The sequence below is a fragment of the Epilithonimonas caeni DSM 17710 genome, from assembly GCF_000426465.1.
In the GTDB taxonomy this organism is placed as follows: Bacteria; Bacteroidota; Bacteroidia; order Flavobacteriales; family Weeksellaceae; genus Epilithonimonas; species Epilithonimonas caeni.
In genome coordinates this window covers 24,954-49,637 of the sequence record NZ_KE384528.1, presented here as the reverse complement: position 1 = coordinate 49,637, position 24,684 = coordinate 24,954, and the positions used below count along the sequence as shown (strand labels likewise).

The window sequence follows — 24,684 nt, the reverse complement described above, 5'->3', positions numbered from 1 at the left end:
TTAGTCAAATCTATTGAAGGTGTAGATTTTTATTTCCTCACAAAAATAATTCTGTCATTACCGGAAATATCTTTCAAAAGCACAGCTTCGGAAAAATGTTGAAACAGATCCAAAGTTTCTTTTCCTAATTTCTGATTAATTTCCAGGAAAAGCATTCCGTTTTCGGAAAGGTGTTTTATAGAATCATGGGCAATTTTTCTGTAAAAAATCAAAGCATCGGAAGTAGGAGAGAACAATGCAATATTTGGTTCGAAACCTTTTACCGATTCTTCAATTTCAATATTTTCTTCTATTCCGATGTAAGGCGGATTGCTAATAATAATGTCATAGGTGTCATCAAGTTTTTCATTCAGATAGTCTTTTTGGATAAACTTGATTTCTGTTTTATGAAAATTGGCGTTTCTTTTAGCGACATCCAAAGCATCCTCAGAAATATCAATGGCAAAAATTTGAGCTTCCGGAAAATATTTCTTCAAAACAATCGGGATAATTCCGCTCCCTGTTCCGATATCTAATATTTTGAGTGAAGTGTTTGAGAGTCCGAGAGTTATAGAGTCCGATTGATCAAAACTATCAGTGTTGTCAGGCTGAGGCTCTCGAAGCCCTTCGAATTGCCCAATATCAATAATTTGATTCTTTTTTCTTTTCTCCTGGATCTTCCCAATCGCTAATTCCAGCAATTCTTCCGTTTCCGGTCTTGGGATCAGAACGTGTTCATTGATGAAAAATTTCATTCCATAGAACTCGGTTTCGCCAAGGATTTGCTGAAAAGGCTTTCCCGTTTGCAGTTCCAAAATAACTTTTGAAAAATTTTTTGAATCGATTTCAGGTAGATCTTTATCAAGATTTTGTCTCAACTCGATTTTATTCAGTTCAAGAAAGTGTTCACAAAAAATAGAGAATAATTCTTCTGTTTCTGATTTAGAATAAAGCTCGGAAAGTTCGTTTTGGAAAATAGCTTTGATTTCAGAAAGTTTCATAGTTACCTTGTAAAAACCAAATTAGTTTCGGTTGATAATTTCTCGTCCAAAAGATAATTCTCATAATTGAAAGCTTTGAGTTCATCCAAGGTCTGAACTTGATTTTCAGCGCAAAAACGGAGCATCAAACCTCGTGCGTGTTTAGTATAAACCACAATCGTTTTCAACTTTCCGTCAGGTTGTATCTGTTTGAAATCAAAATCAATTACTTGGCCTTTCAGCTTTTTACGATTGATAACTTTTACATATTCATTACTCGCAAGATTAATGACCAATTCTCCTTTTTTAAGTTCAGAATTCAATTGTTCCGTCACTTTATCTGTCCAGAATTCATAAATATTTTTGTAAGAACCGAATTGAAAAGGCCTTCCCATTTCCAATCGATATAACATTATTTTGTCAGAAGGCTTCAGAAGTCCGTAAAGTCCGGATAAAATCCTGTAATTCTTCTGAAGGTAATCAACCGCGTTTTTGTCCAAAGTTGGCGCATCCAAACCTCTGTAAACTTCTCCTGTGAAAGCAAACATTGCTGGTGCTGAGTTTTTGGCGGTTGGTTTCGAAGTCCATTTTTGATTCCTTTCCCAATTATCGTCTGCCAGTTTTGGAGAGATTTCCATCAGTTCGGCCAGGAATTTAGGAGACTTCTCTTTTAAAAAAGATTGGATGAATTCTGAATCCTTGATGAATTTAGGAGTCGTGCTTTTTAAAAATTCTGTAGAATTTTCTACGTTCATCAATTTGGCAGGCGATGTTATAAATTTCATTTTTTTATGTCAGTTGATATTTTTTCAGTCTGAGGTCCTCGAAGACTTATTAAAAAACTTTGAATCTTGAATTAAAGAACTCCTTTTCCTTGTCTGATGATTTCCGGTTCCCCGGAAGTTAAATCTACAATTGTTGAAGCCACGTTGTCTCCGTAACCAGAATCAATGACGATGTCAACCAGTTTGTCATATTTTTCAGCGATCAGCTCAGGGTCTGTAGAATATTCCAAGATCTCATCATCATCGTGGATAGAAGTGGAAACGATCGGATGACCCAATTTCTCCACGATCAATTGTGGGACAATATGGTCAGGAACCCTGATACCAACTGTTTTGTGCCCTTTGTAGGCTGTCGGAAGATTTCTGTTCGCTTCCAAAATAAATGTAAATGCACCGGGTAAATGCGTTTTCAAAAAACGGAAAGTAGATGTTTCTATCGGTTTTGTAAATTCTGAGAGATGACTCAGGTCGTTGCAGATGATTGAAAATTTTTGCTTGTCAATCTTGATTCCTTTTATCAGAGCGAGCCTTTCCATTGCTTTGTGATTATAGATATCACAACCAATCGTATAAATCGTATCCGAAGGATAAATGATAACTCCGCCGTTTTGAAGGACTTTTACGGCTTCGTCTATTAAATTTTCTTGCGGATTTTGCGGGTATATTTTTAAGATCTTTGCCATGATCAAAGGTACAAATTTATTTAAAGACTTTTTATTACGAATTAAAAACCCTTTCATAGTTTGAAACTATGAAAGGGTTCAATAAAAAAGAGAATCAAAAAATTGATTCTCATAATTTGGTTGCGAGGACACGACTCGAACGTGCGACCTCCGGGTTATGAGCCCGACGAGCTACCTACTGCTCTACCTCGCGATATTGTTCTGCAAATATACGGCAATTTCTTTACAAGTCAAGCATAATTGTAAATATTTTAAAAATAACTGGTAACTGATAAATTTTAACTCTATGAATCAGTAGGTTATGGTTTTTAACTTCTTTTAACTAAAAAAATAGTTGTACAAATCAAAATTAATCCTACATTTGTATTACTAAGTTTTTAGTGATATAAGATTGATTGTTTTTAAAGTGAAAGAATATGAATAAGTTAACCAAAGCAGAAGAACAGGTAATGCAATACCTTTGGCAGATAGAGAAAGGATTCCTAAAAGACGTTTTAGAATTGTTTCCCGAGCCAAAACCGCATACCAACACGATTTCCACGATTCTGAAGATCTTGATGGAAAAAGGATTTGTGAACTACAAAACTTTTGGAAGACAACACGAATATTTTCCTTTGATCAGTAAGGAGAATTATAGCGGAAAGTCTATCAGAAGCCTGGTTAAGAATTATTTCGAAGGTTCTTATACCAATGCTGTTTCATTTTTGGTAGAAGAAAACGAAATCAGTGTGAAAGATTTGGAACTTTTATTAGACGAACTTAAAAACAAGGAATAATGGAACCAATGCTACTGTATTTTGGCAAAATGATTCTCTGCTCAACAGTGATGTTTGCTTATTATCTTTTGTTTCTCAAGGATAAAACGTTCCATCATTACAATCGGTTTTACCTTTTGTTGTCCGTTATTATAAGCCTGGTTCTGCCACTTATAAAGGTTTCCTATTTTACGATAGAGACCAATAAGAACTTGTATCTGCTGCTTAGTCAGCTCAATCAAAATCAACTACAAACAACTACAGACTATGATATCACTATTTATTCGGTTTTTTATACAGTTATTGGAGTGGTTTCAATCATTCTTTTAATTAGGTTGATTGTCGGAATCCTAAGAATCCAATCTATTAAAAAACAATTCCCGAATGAAACAATCGAGGGAATCAAATTTTATCAGACCAACTTAAACAATGCTCCCTTCTCATTTTTTAGAAATCTTTTCTGGAAGCAGTCGATTCAGCTGGATTCGCCTGTCGGACAGCAGATCCTGAAGCACGAGATGGTACATATTCAACAAAAACACAGCTGGGACAAACTCCTGATGCAGATGACGAAATCTGTTTTCTGGTTCAATCCCGTGTTCTACTTTATCAACAAAGAAATCAATCTTATTCACGAATACTTGGCGGACAAAAAAGCAGTTAAAAGATCGGACACAAAAGCATTTGCGCAGATGTTATTGGAGAGTCATTTCTCAGGTTCGGTTTTACCTGTCACAAGTCCTTTTTTATCATCTAACCTCAAAAAAAGACTTACAATGATTACAAAAAATCAAACCAAGTACAGCTATGCACGCAAGTTATTTGCGTTACCGATCTTATTTTTTATGGTGTTTGCCTATATGGTAAATGCTAAAAACAAGGAAATCAAAGAAACGAACAAAGCGATAGAGATCGCGGTCAAAAAAATCAAAATGGATACGATCCGGCCAAAGTTTGATAGTTTGGTAAGCGATCACAAGGGACAAACAAAAGCATATTCCGAAGCTTTACAGGAAGACCATCTGAAGATGTCGGCAATCAGCAAAAAAATGGCCGAAAAAAGCAAAGCATTATCGGCACTTAAAAAAGCTAAAAAAGAGGATTCGCCTGAATATAAAGCTTTGGAAAATGAAATGGAATCTCTTGCGGCCCAAATGGACGATGTTGTAAACTCTGATAATTATAGGAGAAATATCAAAGGCTTGGAAGAGCATTCGGAAGAAATGGCAAGGATGTATGATTCGCCCGAATTCAGGAAAAGAATCTCTGATGCTGATAAAGTTGCGAAGAATGCTGAAGCAATGGTCAATTCTCCAGAGTTCAGAAAAAGAATTGCTGATGCTGATAGGCAAGCAAAAATAGCAGAGCGAATGATGCGGTCCCCCAAGTTCCAAAAGAATTTGAAAAATGCACAGGAACAAGCTGAGAAAATGCAGATCAAGATCAATTCTCCCGAGTTTCAGAAAATGATTCAGGATGCACAGAAAAAAGCGCAAGAAGCTTCTGAGCAATATGGGAAAATCTATTCGGAAGCTGAGTTCCAGAAATTGATAAAAGACCAATATGGAAAAGATTCTTTTACTGATGGAACTGTAGCTTATGGTTTCGATTTAAGTGATTTTCCGGAAGTCAAGGATTTGACAACTAATTTCAATTTTAAGTTTTCTGATGATAATTTCTTTAATGAAGCTAAATCCAAATTATCTCCAAAAGAATTAAAAAAAATGGAGAAAAAGAGAAAGCAGCTCCAGGAAAAACAGAAAGAATTGATGGAAGAACAGAAGAAGCTACAGGAAAAACAACGCGAACTGAACAAAGAGATGCGCCAGAACAATCCTTGGACAATCAGTTTTAATTCTAACCTGGATTCTCCGAAAGCATTGGTCTATAACAAAGATATTACGCCACCACAAAGAATCAACAGGTCAAACCAAGTTGTTGTTCTTGATAAATCGCTGGACAATACAACAGTTTACATCAATGGGAAAAAAGTTGATAGATCTGAACTTCAAAAAGTTGAACCAAGCACTATTTCATCAGTGAACGTTTTCAAAACAAACGGGACTGGAAAAATTGAAGTTACTACAAAATAAACAACTTACATTCATAACATTTAGCCGGTCCGCCGGCTTTTTTAATACTTATAATTATGAAAAAACTATTAATTAATTTATTCCTGATTTTTGGGATTCTGGCTTTTGCTCAAAACAAACGTTTTATTTATGAATACAAGTTCATTTCAGATTCAACCAATTTGGACGATATCAAAACGGAGATGATGTTTCTGGATACTACAAAAGATGGTTCCAAATATTATAGCTATACGGTTTTTAATTCAGATTCTTTGATGAAAGCAGACTTGGAACAACAGCTGAAGGCGACAGGTTCAATCAATGTAAAATCGGATATGCGAAAAGGGAATGTGAGATATTCTGTAACCAAAACTTATCCTGATTATAAAACGAATCTTCACAGAAAATTGGGAATGGATGCATATAATATTTCTGAAGACAGAAAAATCAATTGGAAAATCTCATCAGAAAAAGAAAAAATCGGAGAATGGAATACTCAAAAAGCTGAAACAGATTTTGCTGGCAGACATTGGATAGCTTGGTTTTCTACAGACATTCCGATTCAAGACGGACCTTACAAATTCTACGGTTTACCAGGGTTAATTGTCAAAATTGAAGACAAAACAGGTTCTCACAAATTAGAATTGAAAGGAATTAAAAATATAATTGGCGATATGGATATCAATGTTTGGGAAGCAAAAGAAATAGCTGTCAATTCCAAACAATTCCAAAAAGTCTTGAAAGAATATGAAAATGACCCAACAAAAGGAATCAAACAAATTCAGATGGGCGGAACATCGATCGTGCTGACAGGGAAAGATGGAACTTCTACAAAGATTGCCAAAGAGCAGGAAGACCGTTTGAAGGCTCAAATCAAGAAAGATAATAACAGAATTGAACTTGATATTGCTAAATAAAATTAATTCAAATCAATGATTAATAACCGGCTTATGAAACAACTATTTTTATCCATTTTCCTTTTTTTTTCTGTTTTTGTATTCTCTCAAAACCAAAGATTTTATTACGATTATCAGTTCCAGACAGATTCAACAGATTTGGAAACCAAAAAATCAGAATTAATGGTTTTGGATATTGATAAAAAAGGCTCCAAATATTACAGTGAATATGTTTTCCAGAACGATTCTATAATGGATGCTCAATTCAAAAAGAATATGGCAGCTCACAGTGACAATCCAGTAGAAATGTCTGGAAAACAAGGTGTGGTTGGATATAAAGTTCTGAAATCTTATCCCGATTTTAAAATCAATCATATTGTTTCGTTGGATATGACACTTTATAATGCTGACCAACAAGTTAAAATTAATTGGAAGATTTTACCAGATAAAGAAAAAGTAGGAGAGTGGAATGTTCAAAAAGCTGAAGCTCATTTTGCAGGGAGACATTGGATTGCTTGGTTTTCAACAGAAATTCCAATCCAGGATGGACCTTATAAATTCTATGGGTTACCAGGTCTTATTGTGAGAATTGAAGATAAATCGGGCTTTCACAAGATGGAGCTGAAGGGAATTAAAAACAATGTTTTTGAAAGAGATATTTTCGCTTTTGAATTCGAAAAACCAATCCCTGTTAATTATACAAAATATCAAACGATTTATAAAAATTACAGGAAGGACCCATTAGCGAATTTTAAGAAAGCAGCATTAAGCGGACAAGCTTATATGGTTGATGATTCTGGAAAAGAAATAAGAGGTCAGGATTATGTAAGATCTCAAGAAAAAATAGTACAAGAGCGTATGAAAAAGAATAATAACATCTTAGAATTAGACCTGTTAAAATAGAAAATCGCCACAATTTGTGGCGATTTTTTTTATGATTTTTTCTTAAGCTCATCTCGTATTTCTGCTAATAGAACATCTGTAGATGATGGTCCAGCAGGAGCTTCTTCCGGTTTCTTGTTAACTTTGTTAGCCAATTTGATGATCCAGAACAAAACAAATGCGATCACCAGGAAACTGATGACAGAAGAAAGGAAATTTCCATAAGTAACACCGTTCCAGGCCAATTCTTTGATGTTTTCTGCACCCGCAGCCTCCAGGGCCGGAGTAAGTAAAAGCGGCGTGATCACATCATCTACCAACGATTTTACAATTGCACCAAATGCTCCTCCAATGATAACACCGACTGCAAGATCTACTACATTGCCCTTGAAAGCAAATTCTTTAAATTCTTTTACAAATCCCATAGTTGTTTTTTTTATTGTTATAAACAAAAATAGCTTTTTTTTATTTATAATAGTTTATTCGTTAATATTCCAAAATAAATTTATTGACTAAATTTGATGATCATGTAATCAACCCGAAATGAAAATCCTCTCATCAACCCAAATCAAGCAAGCCGATTCTGTTACCATTGAAAAAGGAATCTCTTCCATTGATCTCATGGAAAGGGCTGCAAAAGCTTGTTCAGATTGGATAGAGATCAATTTTAAGATAAATAAAGGCTTCTCGATTTTCTGTGGAAACGGGAACAATGGTGGTGATGGATTTGCAATCGCAAGGATGCTTTATGAGAAAGGATTTGATGTGGATGTTTTTATTGATGAAAATAATTCTAAGTTTTCTGATGATTCCAAAATTAATCTTGATAGAATAAAGAAGATCAGCGGAATAGGAATCAAGGGTTTTTCTAAATTTGAGAATAATAGAGGATCAGTGATTATTGACGCTCTATTCGGTTATGGATTGAATCGGGAATTGTCTGATGATTTTAAAAACTTAATTGAAAAATTAAATCAAACTCAGGCTCCTAAAATATCTATTGACATTCCGACCGGACTTTTTGCGGACAAAATAATTAATGAACATTCTACGGTTTTCAAAACAGATTTCACATTGACTTTTCAGTTTTACAAAAGAAGTTTTCTTCATCCGGAAACCGGGAAATTTTGTGGGAGGATCACAGTTTTAGATATTGGCCTTAATAAAGATTTTATCAATGAGGCAAAAACCGATTATTTTGTAATTGATGAAGTTTTGATCAAAAACATTTACAAACCTCGGAAAGAATACAGTCATAAAGGCACTTACGGGAAAAGTATTTTGGTTGGCGGAAGTTATGGTAAGATCGGGGCGGTTTTGATGTCGACTCTTTCAGCACTCAGAACTGGCAGTGGACTGACTTTTATTATTGCACCAAAATGTGGAAATATGGTTCTCCAATCTCAAATTCCTGAGGCTATGTTCATCGATTCCGGAGAAGATCACGTTGTTGAAATCGAAATTCAGGAAAAGGCGGTTTACGGAATAGGACCTGGTTTGGGGAAAGAAAAAGAGACACAAAAAGCTTTGTTGGAATTTATTGAAAATTATACCGATCCAGTTGTTTTGGATGCGGACGCACTTAATATCTTAGCTGAAAGTCAGGAATTAAATCTAATTCCAAAAAACTCGGTCATTACACCGCATCCTTTGGAGTTCGAAAGGCTTTTTGGAAAAACTGAAAACTCTTTTCAAAGATTAGAATTAGCAAAACAAAAAGCGGAAGAATTACAGATTTTTATTATTCTGAAAGATCATCATACAGCAGTGGTCACACCGGAAAAAAAAGTGTTTTACAATATCACAGGCAATGCAGGGATGGCAAAAGGTGGAAGCGGCGATGTACTGACAGGGATTTTAACATCATTGATCTCTCAAAGATATGAAATCGAAGATGCTTGCCTTTTCGGAGTTTGGCTCCATGGCAAAGCGGGCGATTTTGCTGCTGGAGAATTCTCGACAGAGGCAATGCTACCAACGGATCTGATCAATAAAATAGGAGATGTATTCAAATACTTATCAAATTGATATTTTGGGATAAGTAAAGGGAATTGTACAAACTGTCAGGCTGAGGCTCACGAAGCTTTTACTTTAGATTTCAACATATGCAAAACGCCAATTTCTGTTTCTGAAAGATTTTCGTTCTTTTTCAAAAGTTTTTTGATCTCTTTTTGAAAGTAATGGATAGTCTGCCCATTTTTGTAATGCTCAAAAATTCTTGGGTCAATGTAGGAATCTCTGGCGACAGCAGGTGTATTTCCCAATTTTTCGGAAACGGCAACAATAGCATTTCGGATTCGTTTTTTCATTTCTTTTTGTTGCTGTTTTTCACAGATCCCGAGTTCGTCCAGGATTCCGGCGGCGATCATCGTTCCTGCCCAGGTACGAAAGTCTTTCGCAGAGAATTCTTCTCCCATTACTTCTTTGATGTATTGATTCAGGTCCTGGCTTTCCACCATGATCAATTCATCGTTTTCATCGTAATATTTGAAAAGTCTGTAGCCGGGTAATTCTTCAAGCTGGGCAATTACTTTTGATAATTTCGAATTGATAACATGTTTTTCCTGAAATTTTCCCGATTTTCCCTTGTAAGAAAAAATCATCTCATCACCTTCGATTGTCAAATGCTTTTTGCGGATCGTCGTTAACCCATAACTTTTGTTTTGCTGAGTATATTTTGGACTTCCGGGCCTGAAATAGGCTGAGTCAAGAAGTCTTACCATCGCAGCCATCACCTTTTCACGGGACATTTTTTTCTTGCGGAGATGTTGCCCTGTGACGCGGCGCATATGTTCGAGATTTTCTGCAAAATGTAGGATCCTGTCAAATTTATCAGCATCTTTTCTAGCCCGGAATTTTGGATTGTAGATATATTGCTTCCTGCCTTTTTGATCACGGCCCACTGCTAATATCTTTGCTCTTTTATTGGTTGTGATCTCTACATCTGTCCAGGCTGGCGGGATCACAAGTGACTTTATGTAGTCTATTTTTTCTTTGTCTTTGAGTTTCTCATTATTTTGATTGATGTAGAAGACATTTTTCCCCGAAGTTTGACGTAAGAGTTTCATAATTTTTGATTTGATAAATTTATCTAAACAAGAAAAATGCCGATTTGGACGTTATAAGGATACTTAATAGATTGGGTCCTTTAGGCTTGTTTTATGATTTTATTAACAGAGACCAAAGCCGATTATTAAACGAAAATTTCTATTTTAGCAAAAATTTTTTTGATGCCAAAGACCGTAGACGATTTTAATAAAAGCAGACTTAGATCCAGTAATATTACTGTGGTCATCAGTATTTCACTGGTTTTATTCCTTGTGGGATTATTTGGATTGATATTGATCAATGCTCAAAAATATTCGGATTATATCAAAGAGCAACTTGTGGTTGAAGCTTACTTTGATGAGTATCTTGATCCAAGAGACTCTGCGAAAACACTTAAATTCCAGGAAGAGACTTTTACAAAGATCAAGCAGCAGAATTATGTGAAACAAGCGAAATATATCTCTAAACAGGAAGCTTCCGTAATTGCGAAAAGACAATTGGGAATTGATTCCGATGCACTTTTCGAGGAAGATATTTTTCCAGCTTCTGTAGAGGTTACTCTCAAACCGGAGTTTGTGGATCCTGCCAAAATAGATGGTGTTGTTGCCCAGCTAAAAGCTATTGAAGGTGTGAAAGATGTGGCCAATGATAATAAGCTGACAATTGACGTTTATAACAACCTGAACAGGATATTGACCTGGATCTTGGCATTTTCAATTTTATTCTTGATTGTAGCGATTGTATTGATCAATAATTCTATCAGACTGAAGATTTTTTCTAAAAGATTCATTATCAAAACAATGCAGCTGGTGGGCGCAAAAAGGAGATTTATTTTGATGCCTTTTATCAGGGAAGCTCTGGTTCTTGGATTGATTGGTGCATTTATAGGGATTTTAGCTCTGGGAGGTATTTGGTATTACTTTACCAATCAGATCGGGACTCCGTTTGTGCAGGATACCACCCAATATGTCTATCTTGTTTTGATAATTCTTTTCGTGGGTGTTTTTATTACCATTGCAAGTACTATCTTTGCAACCTGGAGATTCTTGCGTAGCAACGTGGATGATTTATATTACTCTTAAAAATGGCAAAAAAAGCAAAAAATAAATATTCTGCAGACCAGTTCGGGACAACTGAAACTGTCGAGAAAAAGACGTTCTATTTTGGAAATAAGAATTTCAAATTGATGTTGATCGGATTAGGATTGATTCTCTTAGGCTTCCTGCTGATGATGGGTGCAGATGCAAATACGACTCCGGAAGGGAAATTTGACCCGAATTATTGGAATGAGGAAATTTTCTCATTTAGAAGAATAAGACTTGCACCATTTTTGGTGATTGCAGGTTTTGTAGTTCAAGTGGTTGCAATTCTGAAAAGAAACAAAGATTAATTTTAATTTAAATAAAAATAACAGCTTTGTCCTGGTAACTCGGGGCAAAGTTTTTTATTAGTAAAAATAAAAACAAACTATGGATTTGATAAAAGCAATTATCATTGCGATCGTAGAAGGACTTACGGAATATTTACCAATTTCTTCCACGGCACACATGGGGTTTGCTGCAAACCTTATGGGATTGGAAGAAACCGAATTTTTGAAGATGTTTCAGGTTTCGATCCAGTTTGGCGCAATACTTTCCGTGGTTGTTGCTTATTGGAAAAAGTTCTTCGATTTCAGTAATCTTCAGTTTTATTACAAATTGGCTTTTGCCGTGATGCCGGCTCTGATCATTGGTTTTTTCTTGGATGATGCCATAGAATCTGTTCTGGGAAATCAAATTGCAATTTCATCTGTTTTGGTTTTAGGAGGTGTGGTATTGTTGTTTGCTGACAATTGGTTCAAAAATCCCATTGTTCATGATGAGAAAGAAATATCCATCAAAAAAGCTGTGACGATAGGTTTTTGGCAATGTCTCGCAATGATGCCCGGGACGAGTAGAAGTGCGGCTTCCATCATTGGAGGAATGGCGCAAGGCTTATCCAGAAAAGCCGCTGCCGAATTTTCATTTTTTTTGGCCGTTCCTACAATGTTGGCGGTTACGGTCTATTCTGTTTTTGTAAAAACCTGGGGAAAGGAGACACCGAATCCAATGAAAGGTTACGAAATGATTTTGCAATCCCAGAATCATATTTTAATTTTCATAGTTGGAAATATTGTAGCCTTTATTGTAGCCTGGATCGCTATAAAATCTTTTATCGCTTTGCTTAACAAATATGGTTTCCGACCTTGGGGCTGGTATCGTATTTTCGTAGGTATAGCTTTGTTGGTCTATTTTTATTTTTTTAAATAGAATTATTTGGGCAGCTATTTGACTTCGTTGAAAGCAATTTAATATTTTAGTGGCAGCTTTTCCGTCTTCCGTTCCCGCTTTTTTCTTTTTTAGCCAAAAAAAGAAAAAGAGCTCCACTCAAGCCGGGCTGCATTACATCCTTCCTTTTAAAAAGACTCTATAACTCTCAAACCCTCCAACTCGAAAAATGACAGCAGAAGAATTACAATCCGGACACATATTTCTCTTGGACAAACCTTTGGATTGGACCAGTTTTCAGACTGTCAATAAGTTGAAGTATAAACTCAAAAGAGAGTTCAAAGAATTGCCTAAAAAATTCAAAATTGGTCATGCCGGAACATTGGATCCAAGGGCAACGGGACTTTTGATTGTCTGCACGGGGAAATTCACAAAGAAGATTCCGGAGATTCAGGATGCGCCAAAGGAGTATTGGACGGAAATTAAAATTGGTGTCCAAACCGAATCTTATGATACCGAAAAACCGGAAATCTTACATCGAGATTTTTCCCATATTACGGAAGAGCAGATTCGTTTGGCTTTAGAAAAATTCATAGGAGAGATCGATCAAAAACCACCAGTCTTCTCAGCCATCAAAATCGATGGAAATCGTGCTTATGACTTAGCTAGAAAAGGCGAAGAAGTTGAAATGAAATCAAGGAAGACTACTATTCATTACATCAATGATATAGAAATAAATTTGCCTTTCGTGTCTTTTACCGTTGGTTGTAGCAAAGGAACTTATATAAGGAGTCTGGCTCACGACATAGGTCAGGAATTAGAAGTCGGAGCATATCTGACGCAACTTAGACGAACTAAGATTGGGAATTATTCTGTAAATGATGCAACTGCGGAATTTTTGAAAAATGAGTTTAAATTTGTTGATTTAAATAATTGAAATTGGAAAAAATAAGGATCAATAAATATTTATCGGAGGTCGGTTTCTGTTCAAGAAGAGCTGCGGACAAACTTTTGGAAGAAGGTAGGATCACTATCAACGGCGTAGTTCCTGAATTGGGAACAAAAGTTTCTGATGAGGATGAGATCTTCGTAGATGGGAAAACTATTAGAAAAGTAGAAGAGGAGTTTGTTTACATTGCTTTCAATAAACCCGTAGGGATTGTTTGTACCACGGACACCAAACGTGAGAAAAACAATATTGTTGATTATATCAACCATCCAAAACGTATTTTCCCGATAGGCAGACTGGATAAACCAAGTGAAGGATTGATTCTTCTAACTTCCGATGGCGATATTGTCAATAAGATTCTAAGAGCAAGAAATAATCATGAGAAAGAATATTATGTAAGGGTTGATAAACCGATCACTGAAAAGTTTCTCGAAAAAATGAGAAACGGCGTTCCTATTCTTGACACGATCACAAAGAAATGTGAGGTTGAAAAAATCGATACAATGAATTTCCGGATTGTGCTCACGCAAGGTCTCAACCGTCAGATCCGCAGAATGTGCGAACATCTGGGATATGAGGTGAAGAAGCTCAAAAGGATTCGTATTATGAATATCAAACTGGATCTTCCTGTTGGGAAATGGCGTGATTTGACTGATTCTGAATTGAAGGAGTTGAATAGTTTGTTAGAAGATTCTAGTAAAACCTTCGATTGATTCTCTATGATAAAAGTCAGTTTTTTATCTGTTTGAAATAGTTTTGAACTCTATAAATTTGCGACCTCAAAATATAACTATTACAAACAATGAAAAAATTAATTATTGCTGGAGCAATTGCATCATTCGGATTGGTAAGTGCTCAAAAGAACACTCTTTTGGTGGGAGGAAATATCTCTTATGATAATACGACTAATAAGAACTATACAACTGCCGGTGATTTGAAATCAGATAACTTTGAATTCACTCCCACAATTGGTTATCAGTTTGCCGACCACTTTACAGCCGGTGTGAAATTTGGAGTTGGCTCCTCAAAGGATGATTATTATCAAACGATTTATAACGGTTGGGATACGTATGAATCTATTACTAATATCAAAACAAACAGTTTTACATATGGTGTTTTTGGAAGATATACGATGCCATTGAACGATACTTTTTCAGTTTTCGGTGATTTGGATGTTTTGTTCAATAATAGTAAATCTACAGTGTCTGCTACAGGACCATTGGCTTATTCTACAACAACCAAATCAAACGGTTTTGGAATTGGCTTTACACCAAACCTTTTCATCAATTTCAAAAACTCTTTTGGACTTAACTTTAATGTAGGAGGAATCAGTTACCAGTCAGAGAAAATTAAAGATTCTGATTTGAAAACCAATACTTTTGGATTTGGATTCGGAAAAGGAGTTACAGTTGGTATCTCTAAAAACTTTGGATTGAAATAATTCAAAGTTGAAATAAATCAAAAAAAATCCGCAGATAAACCTGCGGATTTTTCATTTTACATAAAGTCTCATTTTGTCCTCATATTCAGGTTTCAGTTTCAACCATTTCCAGATCTTTTTGTCGTCAGGATATGTATTTCTGTAATAAATGATTTTATCGGCAGAATATCGGAAATAAGGATGTGTTTTCAACCAATCTTGTGGAGCTTCTGCTAACGAGTATTTTGCAACGTTCGAATTGTCCAACTTCGTGGCATAAATTAATTTTTCTCCTAATGCTCTGTCGATTTCATAGGTTTCCAAAACTTGATTTTTATTGATAAATCCACCCAGTTTCTTTCTGAAAGCTAAAATTCCTGCTGAATCTTTCTCGGTAAATCCAAATTCCCTTAATTGTTTGAAGTTGATCTGGTTGAGATCTATTTTAGAAAAATCTGTTTTTTCGGCTAAGATCGGTCTTTCTTCTTTTGATTTTTCAATTACCGGAAGTCTGATCCAAGGTTTCATTTCCTCAAATTTTTCTGCCGAAATCATAAAACATTTTTGAACATCTTCCAACGATTTGAAAGAACCTTTCAGAATCTTGTCTCGATATTTCAAAATCGAAACAGCTTGTTTTTCAGAGAATCCCAACTGTTGCCATTGTTCAGCATTCAGTTCATTCGGGTCAAAATAGTGATTGATTTTCACTACTTCTTTTTCTTTCTTTTTCTCAAATTTTTGAGCCAGGTTTTCTGGAGTCTTATCTTGTAAAATCAAATAAGGCGACATCTGTGCGAACTGTTCATCATTGATCATAAAGCATTCTTTCAGCTTTTCTTTGCTGATGAAACTTCCGCCAAGATAATTTTTATATTTCAGGATTGCAGCAGCTTGTTTCTCAGAAAAGCCAAGATTCTCCCAATCTTTTTGAAAATAGTTGTCAGGATTGAATTTCCCTTTGATATTCAGTCTTTTCTTTTCAGATTTTTTATAACTGAATTGATCATTGCTGAAATCAGGATTGCTTTCCGGAAGTAAAATATAATCTTTCAGTTGTTCATATTTCTCATCCGAAACTGCATAGCATTTTTTGAACTGTTGCTTTGATTTGAAATGTCCACCAACGATTTCTTTGTATTTCAAGATCGTTCTAATTTGTTTTTCAGAAAAACCAAGATCTTTCCACTGCTTTTCATCTAATTCATTCGGATTGAACTCGGATAAGATCACCTCCGGTTCAATTTCAGAAACAAATTGAATATCCGGAGTTTTATAAACCTGATTCTTTTTATAAAAGGTGAAAGAAAACTGCAGTGCAAGAATCAGAATTCCAAAAAAGACAAGACTATAAAGTTGCCTTTTCCGGATCTGGAAAGGTAAATTTGGTTTCATTTTGTGTTTTTAGTAAAATTAAAAATAAAACCAATAAAAATAGATAAAACGGAAAAAAATAAACGACCAAAATTAGTCGTTCAAAGAATTTTTTAATTTAAGAAGTTCAGCTTTTACAAATTCTAATCGGTCAATAATTGTAATAGTTTCGGATAGTTTTGTATTGGTGGTAAGTGCGACTCTTGCACCATCCAGCGTATAACCTTTTTCTTTGACAAGATGATAGATGATCTTCAGGTTTTCTATATCAGAAGGTGTGAAATACCGATTTCCTTTTTTGTTCTTCTTGGGTTTGATGATGGGGAATTCCTGCTCCCAATAACGAATTAGAGACGTATTTACATCAAAAGCCTTAGCAACTTCTCCAATGGAGTAATAGAGTTTGTCAGGAAGATTCAGTTTCATTGATTTATCAAATTTCCAAAGATAATTATTTTTAATTCTTTTTTACAAATTGTACCTTGCAACTTTAGAATTTATATTAATGAAAAAGCATTTTAGATTAGGTTTAATAGGATTACTGTTGGTTTTGATGAATTGCAAAGTTCAGAATGTGAACGAAAAATTGTTTGAAGTACCACCAACATTACTTTCGAGTCAATTTTCTTTTACTGAAGGTCCGGCTTCTGACATCGAAGGAAATGTCTATTTCACAGACCAACCAAATGACAAAATCTATTTCTGGAACTGGAAAACCAATAAAATTGAACTTTTTTTAGACAAAACCGGCAGAGCCAACGGAACTTATTTCGATAAAAATGATGATCTGATAACTTGCTCCGATGACAATGGAGAGATCTGGAAAATCAATAAAAATAAAGACATTCAGGTTTTATCAAAAGGCTTTGAGGGCAAAAGATTGAACGGTCCTAACGATATTTGGATTGATAAATTCGGCGGAATGTATTTCACAGACCCGCTTTACAAAAGAGATTATTGGAAAAATTTCAAGGAAGAGATTCCTGAAAAAAATCTGTATTACAGAAATCAAAACGGAACGATCACAAAACTGGAGACCTTCGTTCAACCCAACGGAATTATCGGTTCTGAAAAACTGAAAAAACTTTATGTTTCCGATATCGATGCGGGAAAAACTTATGTTTACAACATCTTGGGCGAAGGCAAACTTTCCGAAAAGAAATTGTTCTGCGAAATGGGATCGGACGGAATGACTTTGGACGATCAGGGCAATCTTTATCTAACAGGAAAGGGTGTGACGATTTTTAATAAAAAAGGGGAAAAACTGACTAACATTACGATCAATGAAGACTGGACTTCCAATGTGACTTTTGGTGGGGAAAATAATTCGACGTTGTTTATTACAGCATCACATTCAGTGTATGTTTTGCCGATGAATGTTTCCGGAATCAAATAAAAAGATCGCTTTAATAAGCGATCTCTATTTTTACTTTCTTCCCTTTCAGTTTTTCGTTGGCCAATTTTTTTAGGAGTTCGATAGTTTTTTTTCGGTTGACGGCAACGTAGGAAGTTGTGTCCTTTACTTCGATCAAGCCGATGTCATCCTTTTCCAGTTGTCCTTTTTTGATGAGATAACCTACGATATCAACTTTGTTGACTTTGTCCTTTTTCCCGGCGCTGATGTAGATCGTCTGGTTCGGTGTTCTCTCAGGAACCCGGTTGCTTTCCGATACGTTTTCTTCCGGTGTATTGCTTTTGATGAATGGGAAATTCTCGTCTTCCGTCATTATAAGATAAGCAAAGCCTTTGGCGTTCATTCTTGCAGTCCGGCCGTTTCTGTGGATGAAAGCGTCTTCTTTGGGAGGTAGTTGATAATGCACGATGGATTCAACTTCCGGGATATCCAGACCTCTGGAGGCTAGATCTGTAGTTATCAGGATTCTTGCTGAATCATTTCTGAATTTAAAAAGTGCGCGTTCTCTCTCGTCCTGTTCCATTCCGCCATGAAAAGTTTCTCTTTGGATTCCTTTCTCTCGCAGAAGTTCTGAAATTCTGTCCACCGCATCTCTGTGATTACAGAAAATCAACGTTCTTTTGTTTCCGATTTTACAGATTAATTGGAATAATGTATTCAGCTTTTCTTCCGGGGTTGTCATTACCTTTTTCAGCTGGATGTTCGGTTTTGACTCGTTCTCTTTGAGGAAGTTGATTTTCTTTTCTTTGTTGAGTTTCACAAATTCCGGAATATTGTCCATTAAAGTTGCAGAAGTCAAAATACGTTGAGAAAGACCAGTTAGAGAACCGATGATATATTCCATATCTTCCTGGAAACCGAGTTCCAAAGCCTTGTCGAACTCGTCTAGAACCAAAGTTTTGATTGAGCTTGGATCAAAGTTTTTGTTTTTTAAGTGATAAGCAATTCTTCCCGGTGTTCCGATCAAAACAGCAGGTGATTCTATCAAGTTGTTGATTTCAATCTTTTTATCATGCCCGCCGTAAGCAATCGTCACTTTGAAATCTGTTCCCATCGATTTGAAGACCTGCTCGATCTGTAAAGCTAATTCTCTGGCTGGAACCAGAATGATTGCTTGGATTCCCTTAACATCAGTTTTTAAATTTCTAAGAACAGGAAACAAGAATGCCAAGGTTTTACCAGAACCTGTTGGCGAAAGCAAAACGATGTCGGTTTCGTTTTCAGAGGCGCTAAATGTCGATTTCTGCATTTGATTCATATCCTGGATCTGCAGTTTTTCAAAAATTGGTTGTAATTCCATTTTGCAAAGATAAAGATTTGGTTTTGGGTTTTAGTGTTGGAAAGTTTGGTGGTTTGAAAGTTTGAATTTTTTTGACAAAACCATAGCCCCGATAGAAGCGGTTACCCCACAGCTGGCAATGGGAAAAGCCTTGGCGCGAGGAGTAGTAGCGGATAGCGGGATTAGCTCCTAAATACCGTGTTGGTTTTAATTTGATTATCAATTGGTTATAATTAAATTCAACTTCTATGAAAGTATTGTTGGTTTCAAATATTTTGCTTAATTTTGCACCACTTTTGTGAACGCACTTTTGGCGAAGTAAAACATTAACAATTAACATCTTCCATATTTTTCAGGATTCACAGCAAAGCCAAAGTCTGAGTAAATAGGAATACAAATTTTATTAGAAAATGTCAAAAGAGACAAATTCAGCAGAGGTTCTTTTGAACCAAAACGTAGCACCAGAACAATTTGATTGGGAATCTTTCGAATCAGGACTTAATGCAGAGGACAGAAGCGAGAAGAAAGAATTAGAAGAGATCTATAATGGCTCTTTGAACGATCTTACAGATAACGACGTGATCGTTGGTAAAGTTGTAAGATTGACAGACAAGGAAGCTATCGTAGATATCAACTTCAAGTCAGAAGGTGTTATTTCTCTTAACGAATTCCGTTACAACCAAGGACTTAAAGTAGGTGATGAGGTAGAAGTAATGGTTGACAGAAGAGAAGACAAAACCGGACAGTTACAGTTATCTCACAGAAAGGCCAGAACGCTTAAAGCTTGGGATAGAGTAAACGAGCTTCACGAAACTGGAGAGATCGTAAACGGTTTTGTAAAATCCAGAACTAAAGGTGGTATGATCGTTGACGTACACGGAATCGAAGCATTCTTACCAGGTTCTCAGATCGATGTGAAGCCAATCAAAGATTACGATCAGTTCGTAGGTAAAACTATGGAGTTCAAAGTTGTGAAAATCAACCCGGAATTCAAAAACGTAGTTGTATCTCACAAAGCATTGATCGAAGCAGATATCGAAGGTCAGAAAAAAGAGATCATCGCTCAGCTTGAAAAAGGACAGGTTCTTGAAGGTACTGTTAAGAACATCACTTCTTACGGTGTATTCGTAGATCTTGGTGGAGTAGATGGATTGATTCACATTACGGACCTTTCTTGGTCTAGAGTGAACCACCCATCTGAGATCCTGGAAGACGGACAAACTGTAAAAGTTGTTATCCTTGATTTCGATGATGAGAAAACAAGAATCCAATTGGGTATGAAGCAATTAGAAGCTCACCCTTGGGATGCTCTTTCTGCTGACTTGAAAGTTGGTGACAAAGTAAAAGGAAAAGTAGTGGTTCTTGCTGACTATGGTGCATTCGTAGAAATCGCTCCAGGTGTAGAAGGATTGATCCACGTTTCTGAAATGTCTTGGTCAACTCACTTGAGATCTGCGGGAGATTTCGTAAAAGTAGGTGATGAGGTAGAAGCAGAAGTGTTGACATTGGATAGAGAAGACAGAAAGATCTCTCTTGGTATCAAGCAATTGAACAAAGATCCATGGGAAAACATCGAAGCTAAATATCCGGTAGGTTCTCAACACGTTGGAACTGTAAGAAACTTTACAAACTTCGGAGTTTTCGTAGAATTGGAAGAAGGTATCGATGGATTGATCTACATCTCTGATCTTTCTTGGACCAAGAAGATCAAGCACCCATCCGAGTTCTGTGCAGTTGGAGATAAATTAGATGTTGTAGTATTGGAATTGGATACTCAAGCAAGAAGATTATCTCTAGGTCACAAACAATTGACTGAGAACCCATGGGATAAATTCGAAACTAAATATGCTGAAGGAACTATACACACAGGAACTGCGGTAGAAGTTCACGATAAAGGAGCTTCTGTACAATTCGAAGATGCTGAGGTTGAAGCTTTCTGCCCTTCAAGATTATTAGAGAAAGAAGATGGATCTAAGATCAAGAAAGGAGAAACTGCTGAATTCAAAGTTATCGAGTTCAACAAAGAATTCAAGAGAGTTGTTGTTTCTCACACAGGTATCTTCAGAGATGAGGAGAAGAAAAATGCTAGAGAGGCTTCTAACAACAGATCTAACAATGTTTCATCTTCTTCAAACGAAGAAAGATCTACCCTTGGAGATATCGATGCATTAGCAGAATTGAAAAGAAAAATGGAAGAAGGTAAATAATCCTTGATTCTTTTTTAATAAATTAGCCACCCGAAAATTTTTTTCGGGTGGCTTTTATTTTTAATAAGTTTATCAAATGAAAAAAAAATTACTATTTGCAAGTTTGTTTGCTGCATTTTATTCCTCGGCTCAGATCAGTGTGAATGAAGGGTTTGAGAATAATACATATCCTGGATTCACCAATGTGTCATTCTTTCGTAGCAGTGTGATCTCTGCTTGTGTAGGGGCTTACACTATTAATAGAGAATTCTGGAGTGGAGGAGCATCTGGGTCTACAACATATAGTTCCGCAGCTTCTAACGGAGGAAAGCTGGATGTTTCTTTCCAATACAAGACCCATATCTATTCTGGAGGTTCCGTGAATGGAACTTTGAAAGTTGAATATTCGGTAGATGGAGGACAGAATTATCAGACTTTGGAAACGATAAGTTTAAATTCTGTGCTTTCCTGCAAAACCTGGTCAGGCTCTATTCCACAGGGTAATGTTCCAACCAATGCGGACTTTAAACTCAGAGTTTCGGGACAATGGATATCGGGTGATTATTGGCTGTTGCTGGATGATTTCAAAATATCTCAGGATGTTGTTCTTGCAACTACTGATTCCGGTAAAAAAGAATCCAAGATCTACCCGAATCCTTTTAAAGACGTGATCCATATAGATAATTCTGAAGCTATAAAGTCAATCATAGTTTCAGATTTCTCTGGAAGACAACTTAAAATGATCAATGAAGTTTCGAAAGAAGTAAAATTATCAGAACTCAAAAAAGGAAATTACATTCTTAACATCGAGTATAAAGATGGAAGCAAAAATCAAAGTAAAGTTATAAAACAATAATATTTAAAACCGTTTCGCAATTTCGAAACGGTTTTTTTTCGATTTAATTAATCTTTTTGCTAGTACCTTGTCTATTCTGAAATTCAGCACCAATTTTTTAAATTGTAAATTCGCCGGCTGAAAAAGAGTTATGGAGAAGAAAAACATATTAAAAGGCGTTTTTTTCGTTGGTATCGGTGCTAGTATTTACGGGATGCTGGCAACATTTGTAAAGATGTCCTACAAGGAAGGTTTTACAACTTCTGAGGTTACTACGGCGCAGTTTTTATTAGGATTTGTAGGATTGTTGATCTTGAATCTAATTCAAACCAAAACCTCAAAAAGACAATTGTCAAAACCAAATCCTAAAGAAATAAGGATGTTGATGCTGGCAGGAACTTCTATGGGATTTACAAGTTTGTTCTATTACATCGCCGTTCAGTATATCAATGTTTCTATTGCCATTGTATTGCTGATGCAGTCGGTTTGGTTCAGTGTTGTCGTAGAAAGTCTCATTGCCAAAAAATTCCCGAATGCTAGAAAAGTAATTGCCGTGATCATAGTTTTGGCAGGAACAGTTTTAGCAACCAATTTGATCAATCTAGAAGTTGAAATCGATTGGCATGGTATCTTTTGGGGTCTATTAGCAGCGGCTTCTTTTACAATGACGATGTTTACATCCAATACTTTGGCGACACATCTACCTGTTTTGAGAAAAAGTATGACAATGCTTTCTGGAGGAACTGTGGTTGTGCTTTCGTTTTTATTCTTTGCTCAGATAGGGCCAATGTATTTTGAAGGACTGAGATCTTTCTATCTCAATTTTACAGAAAATACAGAACACATCAGACCGTTTGATTATTCTATCTTTTGGACTTATGGATTTATATTGGCTTTGTTTGGAACTATTATTCCGCCAATCTTGTTCAATATAGGTTTTCCGAAAGCAGGTTTGGGATTGGGAAGCATTATTTCATCTTTGGAACTTCCGGTTTCTGTGACGATGGCTTTTGTGTTATTGGGCGAAGAAGTGATTCCTATGCAGTGGTTCGGAATTGTTCTGATATTGTTTGCTATTGTCTTGATGAATCTACCTTCAAAAAATGACGATCAGGAAATAATAGCTTTTCACTAAAAAATAAAAACCGCCTCAAATGATCGAGACGGTTTTTTATTTATTCCGCAGCTTGCTGGGTGTCGTTTTTAAGTTCTTCAGCTTTTGCTTTCAGCTGCTCTGCTGTTTGGGAGGCTTTATCTTTTAAGTCGTTGCCAAACTTGGTCAGATTGTCTTTTGCGTTGTTAATAGTGTCTTTTACTTTTTGCTGATCTTCAGGAGAAGCTTTTTTGTATTTCCACCAAGCAAGAGCTCCCAATCCTAACAATGCCAATAGGCCATTTGTTTTATTTCCCATGATATAATTTTTGTGATTAATATTTGATTATTAAAGTTAATAGAAAAATTTATGCCAACACCAAAATAAATATGAATTTTAAGTTCATTTTAAAAAAAACAAATGCTTTCAAACTAAATACCTCAAATCTCATCCAGCAACTCCGCTAGTTTTTTCGTCAATTCTTTTCTACTGAATTCATTGATATTAGCTTCGTTCTGAATTGCTTTTCCGCTTTTCCAATCCTCATAAAGTGCAGATATGAATTCCCGGATTCCAAAGTTCTCTTGATAATCAAAATGCTTTCCTGATTTTGTTTTGTTAAGAATAGTTTCCACATCCGCATCTTTAGGTCCAAATGAAATGATTTGTTTCCCTGTCGCAAGATATTCAAACAATTTTCCTGGGATAATACCTTTTGAACTTTCATTCGGGAAATTGGTGATCAATAACAGATCCGAATTTTTCATTTCGTTCACAGAATCGTTATGAGAAAGATAACCTAGGTTTCTAATATTATTTTTCAAAACCGAATTCTCAATCGCGTTCAGAATTTTATCATCAACCCGTCCGACAAATTTCAATTCAAGATCATTGGCGAAATCAGAATTGGTTTTGCACAAATTCTCTAATGCTTTCCAAAGATTTTCTGGATTTCGCAATTGTTCCAAAACCCCAACATAACTTAATGTGAATTTGGAATTTGATGGTCTCATAGTTTCATTACCCCCCAATTTCCTAATTCTCTCACTCTCCAATTCTCCAACTCTAGAATTCTCTGACTCATCAAATCCATTCGTAATACAAAAAGCATTAGCTCCATTTTTTTTGAAGTTTTCTGCATCCGTAAAACTTGTCGCTAAAGTAATATCTGCAGTCTCAAAAACCGATCTTTCCAGTAGTCTGTGTTTTCTATCAGAGCCGGAAGTTAGTTTCAAATGTTTGTAATAGGAGATTTCTGTCCACGGATCACGGAAGTCGGCAACCCATTTCAGGTTTGGCAATTCTTTTTTTAATCCAAGTCCAATGAGATGCAAACTATGGGGTGGACCAGTTGTAACGAGAACATCAATGTTATTCTCTTTCAAATATTGTTTCAGGAATTTAACCGATGGTCTTACCCAAAATTTTCTAGCATCTGGAATGAAAAAATTTCCTCGGATAAAAATCGAAAGCTTCGACATAAAAGATTGGTTCTTTCCAACATCAAACTGTCCACCCTTGAATTTTTGATTACTCTTACTGAATTTCTCCGCAATCTGATAAGGTTCCCAAATATCAGTTTTAACAATTTGCAGATTCTTAGGGACTTCTTTTATCAAAGTCTCATCGATCAAAGGGTAACTTGGGTTTTCTGGTGTATAAATAATTGGTTCCCAATCAAATTCGGGAAGGTATTTTGCAAACTTCAACCAGCGCTGAACACCAGGCCCACCAGCTGGTGGCCAATAATAGGTAACAATTAGAACTTTTTTCGATTTCTCCATTTTCAAACTTTCTGAATACTCAG

26 protein-coding genes and 1 tRNA gene are annotated in these 24,684 nt (G+C 35.9%); 15 read left to right on the top strand and 12 right to left on the bottom strand.

What is annotated here, in order from left to right:
• Nucleotides 1–29 precede the first annotated feature (29 nt).
• From K319_RS0118090 to K319_RS0118075, 4 genes are all read right to left on the bottom strand, one after another.
• Nucleotides 30–980, bottom strand: coding sequence for a N5-glutamine methyltransferase family protein (locus K319_RS0118090; protein ID WP_027384889.1), 951 nt, complete (start codon nt 978–980; stop codon nt 30–32).
• Nucleotides 981–982: 2 nt separating this feature from the next.
• Nucleotides 983–1,744: a peroxide stress protein YaaA gene (gene yaaA / locus K319_RS0118085; protein ID WP_027384888.1), complete on the bottom strand. Its 762-nt coding sequence runs from the start codon at nt 1,742–1,744 to the stop codon at nt 983–985.
• Between the two features lie 71 nt (nt 1,745–1,815).
• Nucleotides 1,816–2,427 (bottom strand): L-threonylcarbamoyladenylate synthase, encoded by a 612-nt coding sequence (locus K319_RS0118080; RefSeq protein ID WP_027384887.1) that lies wholly within the window; start codon nt 2,425–2,427, stop codon nt 1,816–1,818.
• A gap of 117 nt (nt 2,428–2,544) precedes the next feature.
• Nucleotides 2,545–2,620, bottom strand: a tRNA-Met gene (locus K319_RS0118075).
• A 223-nt stretch (nt 2,621–2,843) separates the two neighbouring features.
• Between K319_RS0118075 and K319_RS0118070 the strand changes: the two genes are divergently transcribed.
• The 4 genes from K319_RS0118070 to K319_RS0118055 are packed head-to-tail and all read left to right on the top strand — an operon-like array spanning nt 2,844 to nt 7,053.
• Nucleotides 2,844–3,203 carry a BlaI/MecI/CopY family transcriptional regulator gene (locus K319_RS0118070; protein WP_027384886.1) on the top strand — a complete coding sequence of 120 codons (360 nt, stop codon included), beginning with the start codon at nt 2,844–2,846 and terminating at the stop codon, nt 3,201–3,203.
• Nucleotides 3,203–5,275 (top strand): M56 family metallopeptidase, encoded by a 2,073-nt coding sequence (locus K319_RS21205; protein WP_051230791.1) that lies wholly within the window; start codon nt 3,203–3,205, stop codon nt 5,273–5,275. The genes K319_RS0118070 and K319_RS21205 overlap by 1 nt, the downstream gene beginning before the upstream one ends.
• 56 nt (nt 5,276–5,331) lie before the next feature.
• Complete coding sequence (locus K319_RS0118060; RefSeq protein ID WP_027384885.1) at nt 5,332–6,171, top strand: GLPGLI family protein; 840 nt, start codon at nt 5,332–5,334, stop codon at nt 6,169–6,171.
• 33 nt (nt 6,172–6,204) lie between these two features.
• Complete coding sequence (locus K319_RS0118055; protein ID WP_027384884.1) at nt 6,205–7,053, top strand: GLPGLI family protein; 849 nt, start codon at nt 6,205–6,207, stop codon at nt 7,051–7,053.
• Nucleotides 7,054–7,082: 29 nt separating this feature from the next.
• Here the strand turns inward: K319_RS0118055 and mscL are convergent, their stop codons facing one another.
• Complete coding sequence (gene mscL, locus K319_RS0118050) at nt 7,083–7,457, bottom strand: large conductance mechanosensitive channel protein MscL (RefSeq protein ID WP_027384883.1); 375 nt, start codon at nt 7,455–7,457, stop codon at nt 7,083–7,085.
• Between the two features lie 118 nt (nt 7,458–7,575).
• Here mscL and K319_RS0118045 point away from each other — a divergent pair, with 118 nt between their 5' ends.
• Nucleotides 7,576–9,060: an NAD(P)H-hydrate dehydratase gene (locus K319_RS0118045; RefSeq protein WP_027384882.1), complete on the top strand. Its 1,485-nt coding sequence runs from the start codon at nt 7,576–7,578 to the stop codon at nt 9,058–9,060.
• A 47-nt stretch (nt 9,061–9,107) separates the two neighbouring features.
• On the opposite strand, the gene K319_RS0118040 is transcribed toward K319_RS0118045, so the two are convergent.
• Nucleotides 9,108–10,100, bottom strand: a complete 993-nt coding sequence (locus K319_RS0118040; protein ID WP_051230789.1) for a DNA topoisomerase IB — start codon at nt 10,098–10,100, stop codon at nt 9,108–9,110.
• Nucleotides 10,101–10,262: 162 nt separating this feature from the next.
• Here K319_RS0118040 and K319_RS0118035 point away from each other — a divergent pair, with 162 nt between their 5' ends.
• The 6 genes from K319_RS0118035 (at nt 10,263) to K319_RS0118005 (ending at nt 14,716) form a co-directional block, all read left to right on the top strand.
• A complete protein-coding gene (locus K319_RS0118035; protein WP_027384880.1) occupies nt 10,263–11,162 on the top strand; it encodes a cell division protein FtsX in 900 nt (299 codons plus the stop codon).
• Between the two features lie 2 nt (nt 11,163–11,164).
• The gene (locus K319_RS0118030) at nt 11,165–11,470 is read left to right on the top strand and encodes a DUF3098 domain-containing protein (RefSeq protein WP_027384879.1); all 306 of its coding nucleotides are present in this window, start codon (nt 11,165–11,167) and stop codon (nt 11,468–11,470) included.
• A gap of 79 nt (nt 11,471–11,549) precedes the next feature.
• A complete protein-coding gene (locus K319_RS0118025; RefSeq protein ID WP_027384878.1) occupies nt 11,550–12,368 on the top strand; it encodes an undecaprenyl-diphosphate phosphatase in 819 nt (272 codons plus the stop codon).
• Between the two features lie 187 nt (nt 12,369–12,555).
• Entirely contained in the window at nt 12,556–13,263 is a 708-nt protein-coding gene (truB, locus tag K319_RS0118015; protein ID WP_027384877.1) for a tRNA pseudouridine(55) synthase TruB, read from the top strand.
• Between the two features lie 2 nt (nt 13,264–13,265).
• Nucleotides 13,266–13,988, top strand: coding sequence for a 23S rRNA pseudouridine(2604) synthase RluF (gene rluF, locus K319_RS0118010; protein ID WP_027384876.1), 723 nt, complete (start codon nt 13,266–13,268; stop codon nt 13,986–13,988).
• A gap of 89 nt (nt 13,989–14,077) precedes the next feature.
• On the top strand, nt 14,078–14,716 hold the full coding sequence (locus tag K319_RS0118005) for an outer membrane beta-barrel protein (protein ID WP_027384875.1): 639 nt from the start codon (nt 14,078–14,080) through the stop codon (nt 14,714–14,716).
• A gap of 51 nt (nt 14,717–14,767) precedes the next feature.
• On the opposite strand, the gene K319_RS0118000 is transcribed toward K319_RS0118005, so the two are convergent.
• The gene (locus K319_RS0118000; RefSeq protein WP_027384874.1) at nt 14,768–16,090 is read right to left on the bottom strand and encodes a helix-hairpin-helix domain-containing protein; all 1,323 of its coding nucleotides are present in this window, start codon (nt 16,088–16,090) and stop codon (nt 14,768–14,770) included.
• Between the two features lie 72 nt (nt 16,091–16,162).
• Nucleotides 16,163–16,495, bottom strand: coding sequence for a MerR family transcriptional regulator (locus K319_RS0117995; protein WP_027384873.1), 333 nt, complete (start codon nt 16,493–16,495; stop codon nt 16,163–16,165).
• Nucleotides 16,496–16,574: 79 nt separating this feature from the next.
• Here K319_RS0117995 and K319_RS0117990 point away from each other — a divergent pair, with 79 nt between their 5' ends.
• The gene (locus K319_RS0117990) at nt 16,575–17,465 is read left to right on the top strand and encodes an SMP-30/gluconolactonase/LRE family protein (protein WP_027384872.1); all 891 of its coding nucleotides are present in this window, start codon (nt 16,575–16,577) and stop codon (nt 17,463–17,465) included.
• 10 nt (nt 17,466–17,475) lie between these two features.
• Here the strand turns inward: K319_RS0117990 and K319_RS0117985 are convergent, their stop codons facing one another.
• Both K319_RS0117985 and K319_RS0117980 read right to left on the bottom strand, forming a co-directional pair.
• Nucleotides 17,476–18,783, bottom strand: a complete 1,308-nt coding sequence (locus K319_RS0117985; RefSeq protein WP_027384871.1) for a DEAD/DEAH box helicase — start codon at nt 18,781–18,783, stop codon at nt 17,476–17,478.
• A complete protein-coding gene (locus K319_RS0117980) occupies nt 18,761–19,102 on the bottom strand; it encodes a hypothetical protein (protein ID WP_027384870.1) in 342 nt (113 codons plus the stop codon). Before K319_RS0117980 ends, K319_RS0117985 begins: the two co-directional genes overlap by 23 nt.
• Before the next feature lie 70 nt (nt 19,103–19,172).
• Here K319_RS0117980 and rpsA point away from each other — a divergent pair, with 70 nt between their 5' ends.
• The 3 genes from rpsA (at nt 19,173) to K319_RS0117960 (ending at nt 22,918) form a co-directional block, all read left to right on the top strand.
• Nucleotides 19,173–20,969: a 30S ribosomal protein S1 gene (rpsA, locus tag K319_RS0117975; protein ID WP_027384869.1), complete on the top strand. Its 1,797-nt coding sequence runs from the start codon at nt 19,173–19,175 to the stop codon at nt 20,967–20,969.
• Nucleotides 20,970–21,045: 76 nt separating this feature from the next.
• A complete protein-coding gene (locus K319_RS0117970; RefSeq protein ID WP_027384868.1) occupies nt 21,046–21,804 on the top strand; it encodes a T9SS type A sorting domain-containing protein in 759 nt (252 codons plus the stop codon).
• Between the two features lie 130 nt (nt 21,805–21,934).
• Nucleotides 21,935–22,918 (top strand): EamA family transporter, encoded by a 984-nt coding sequence (locus tag K319_RS0117960; protein WP_027384867.1) that lies wholly within the window; start codon nt 21,935–21,937, stop codon nt 22,916–22,918.
• 40 nt (nt 22,919–22,958) lie between these two features.
• Here K319_RS0117960 and K319_RS0117955 read toward each other — a convergent pair whose 3' ends face one another.
• Nucleotides 22,959–23,195, bottom strand: a complete 237-nt coding sequence (locus tag K319_RS0117955; RefSeq protein WP_027384866.1) for a YtxH domain-containing protein — start codon at nt 23,193–23,195, stop codon at nt 22,959–22,961.
• Nucleotides 23,196–23,317: 122 nt separating this feature from the next.
• Complete coding sequence (locus K319_RS0117950) at nt 23,318–24,661, bottom strand: glycosyltransferase (RefSeq protein WP_027384865.1); 1,344 nt, start codon at nt 24,659–24,661, stop codon at nt 23,318–23,320.
• Nucleotides 24,662–24,684 lie beyond the last annotated feature (23 nt).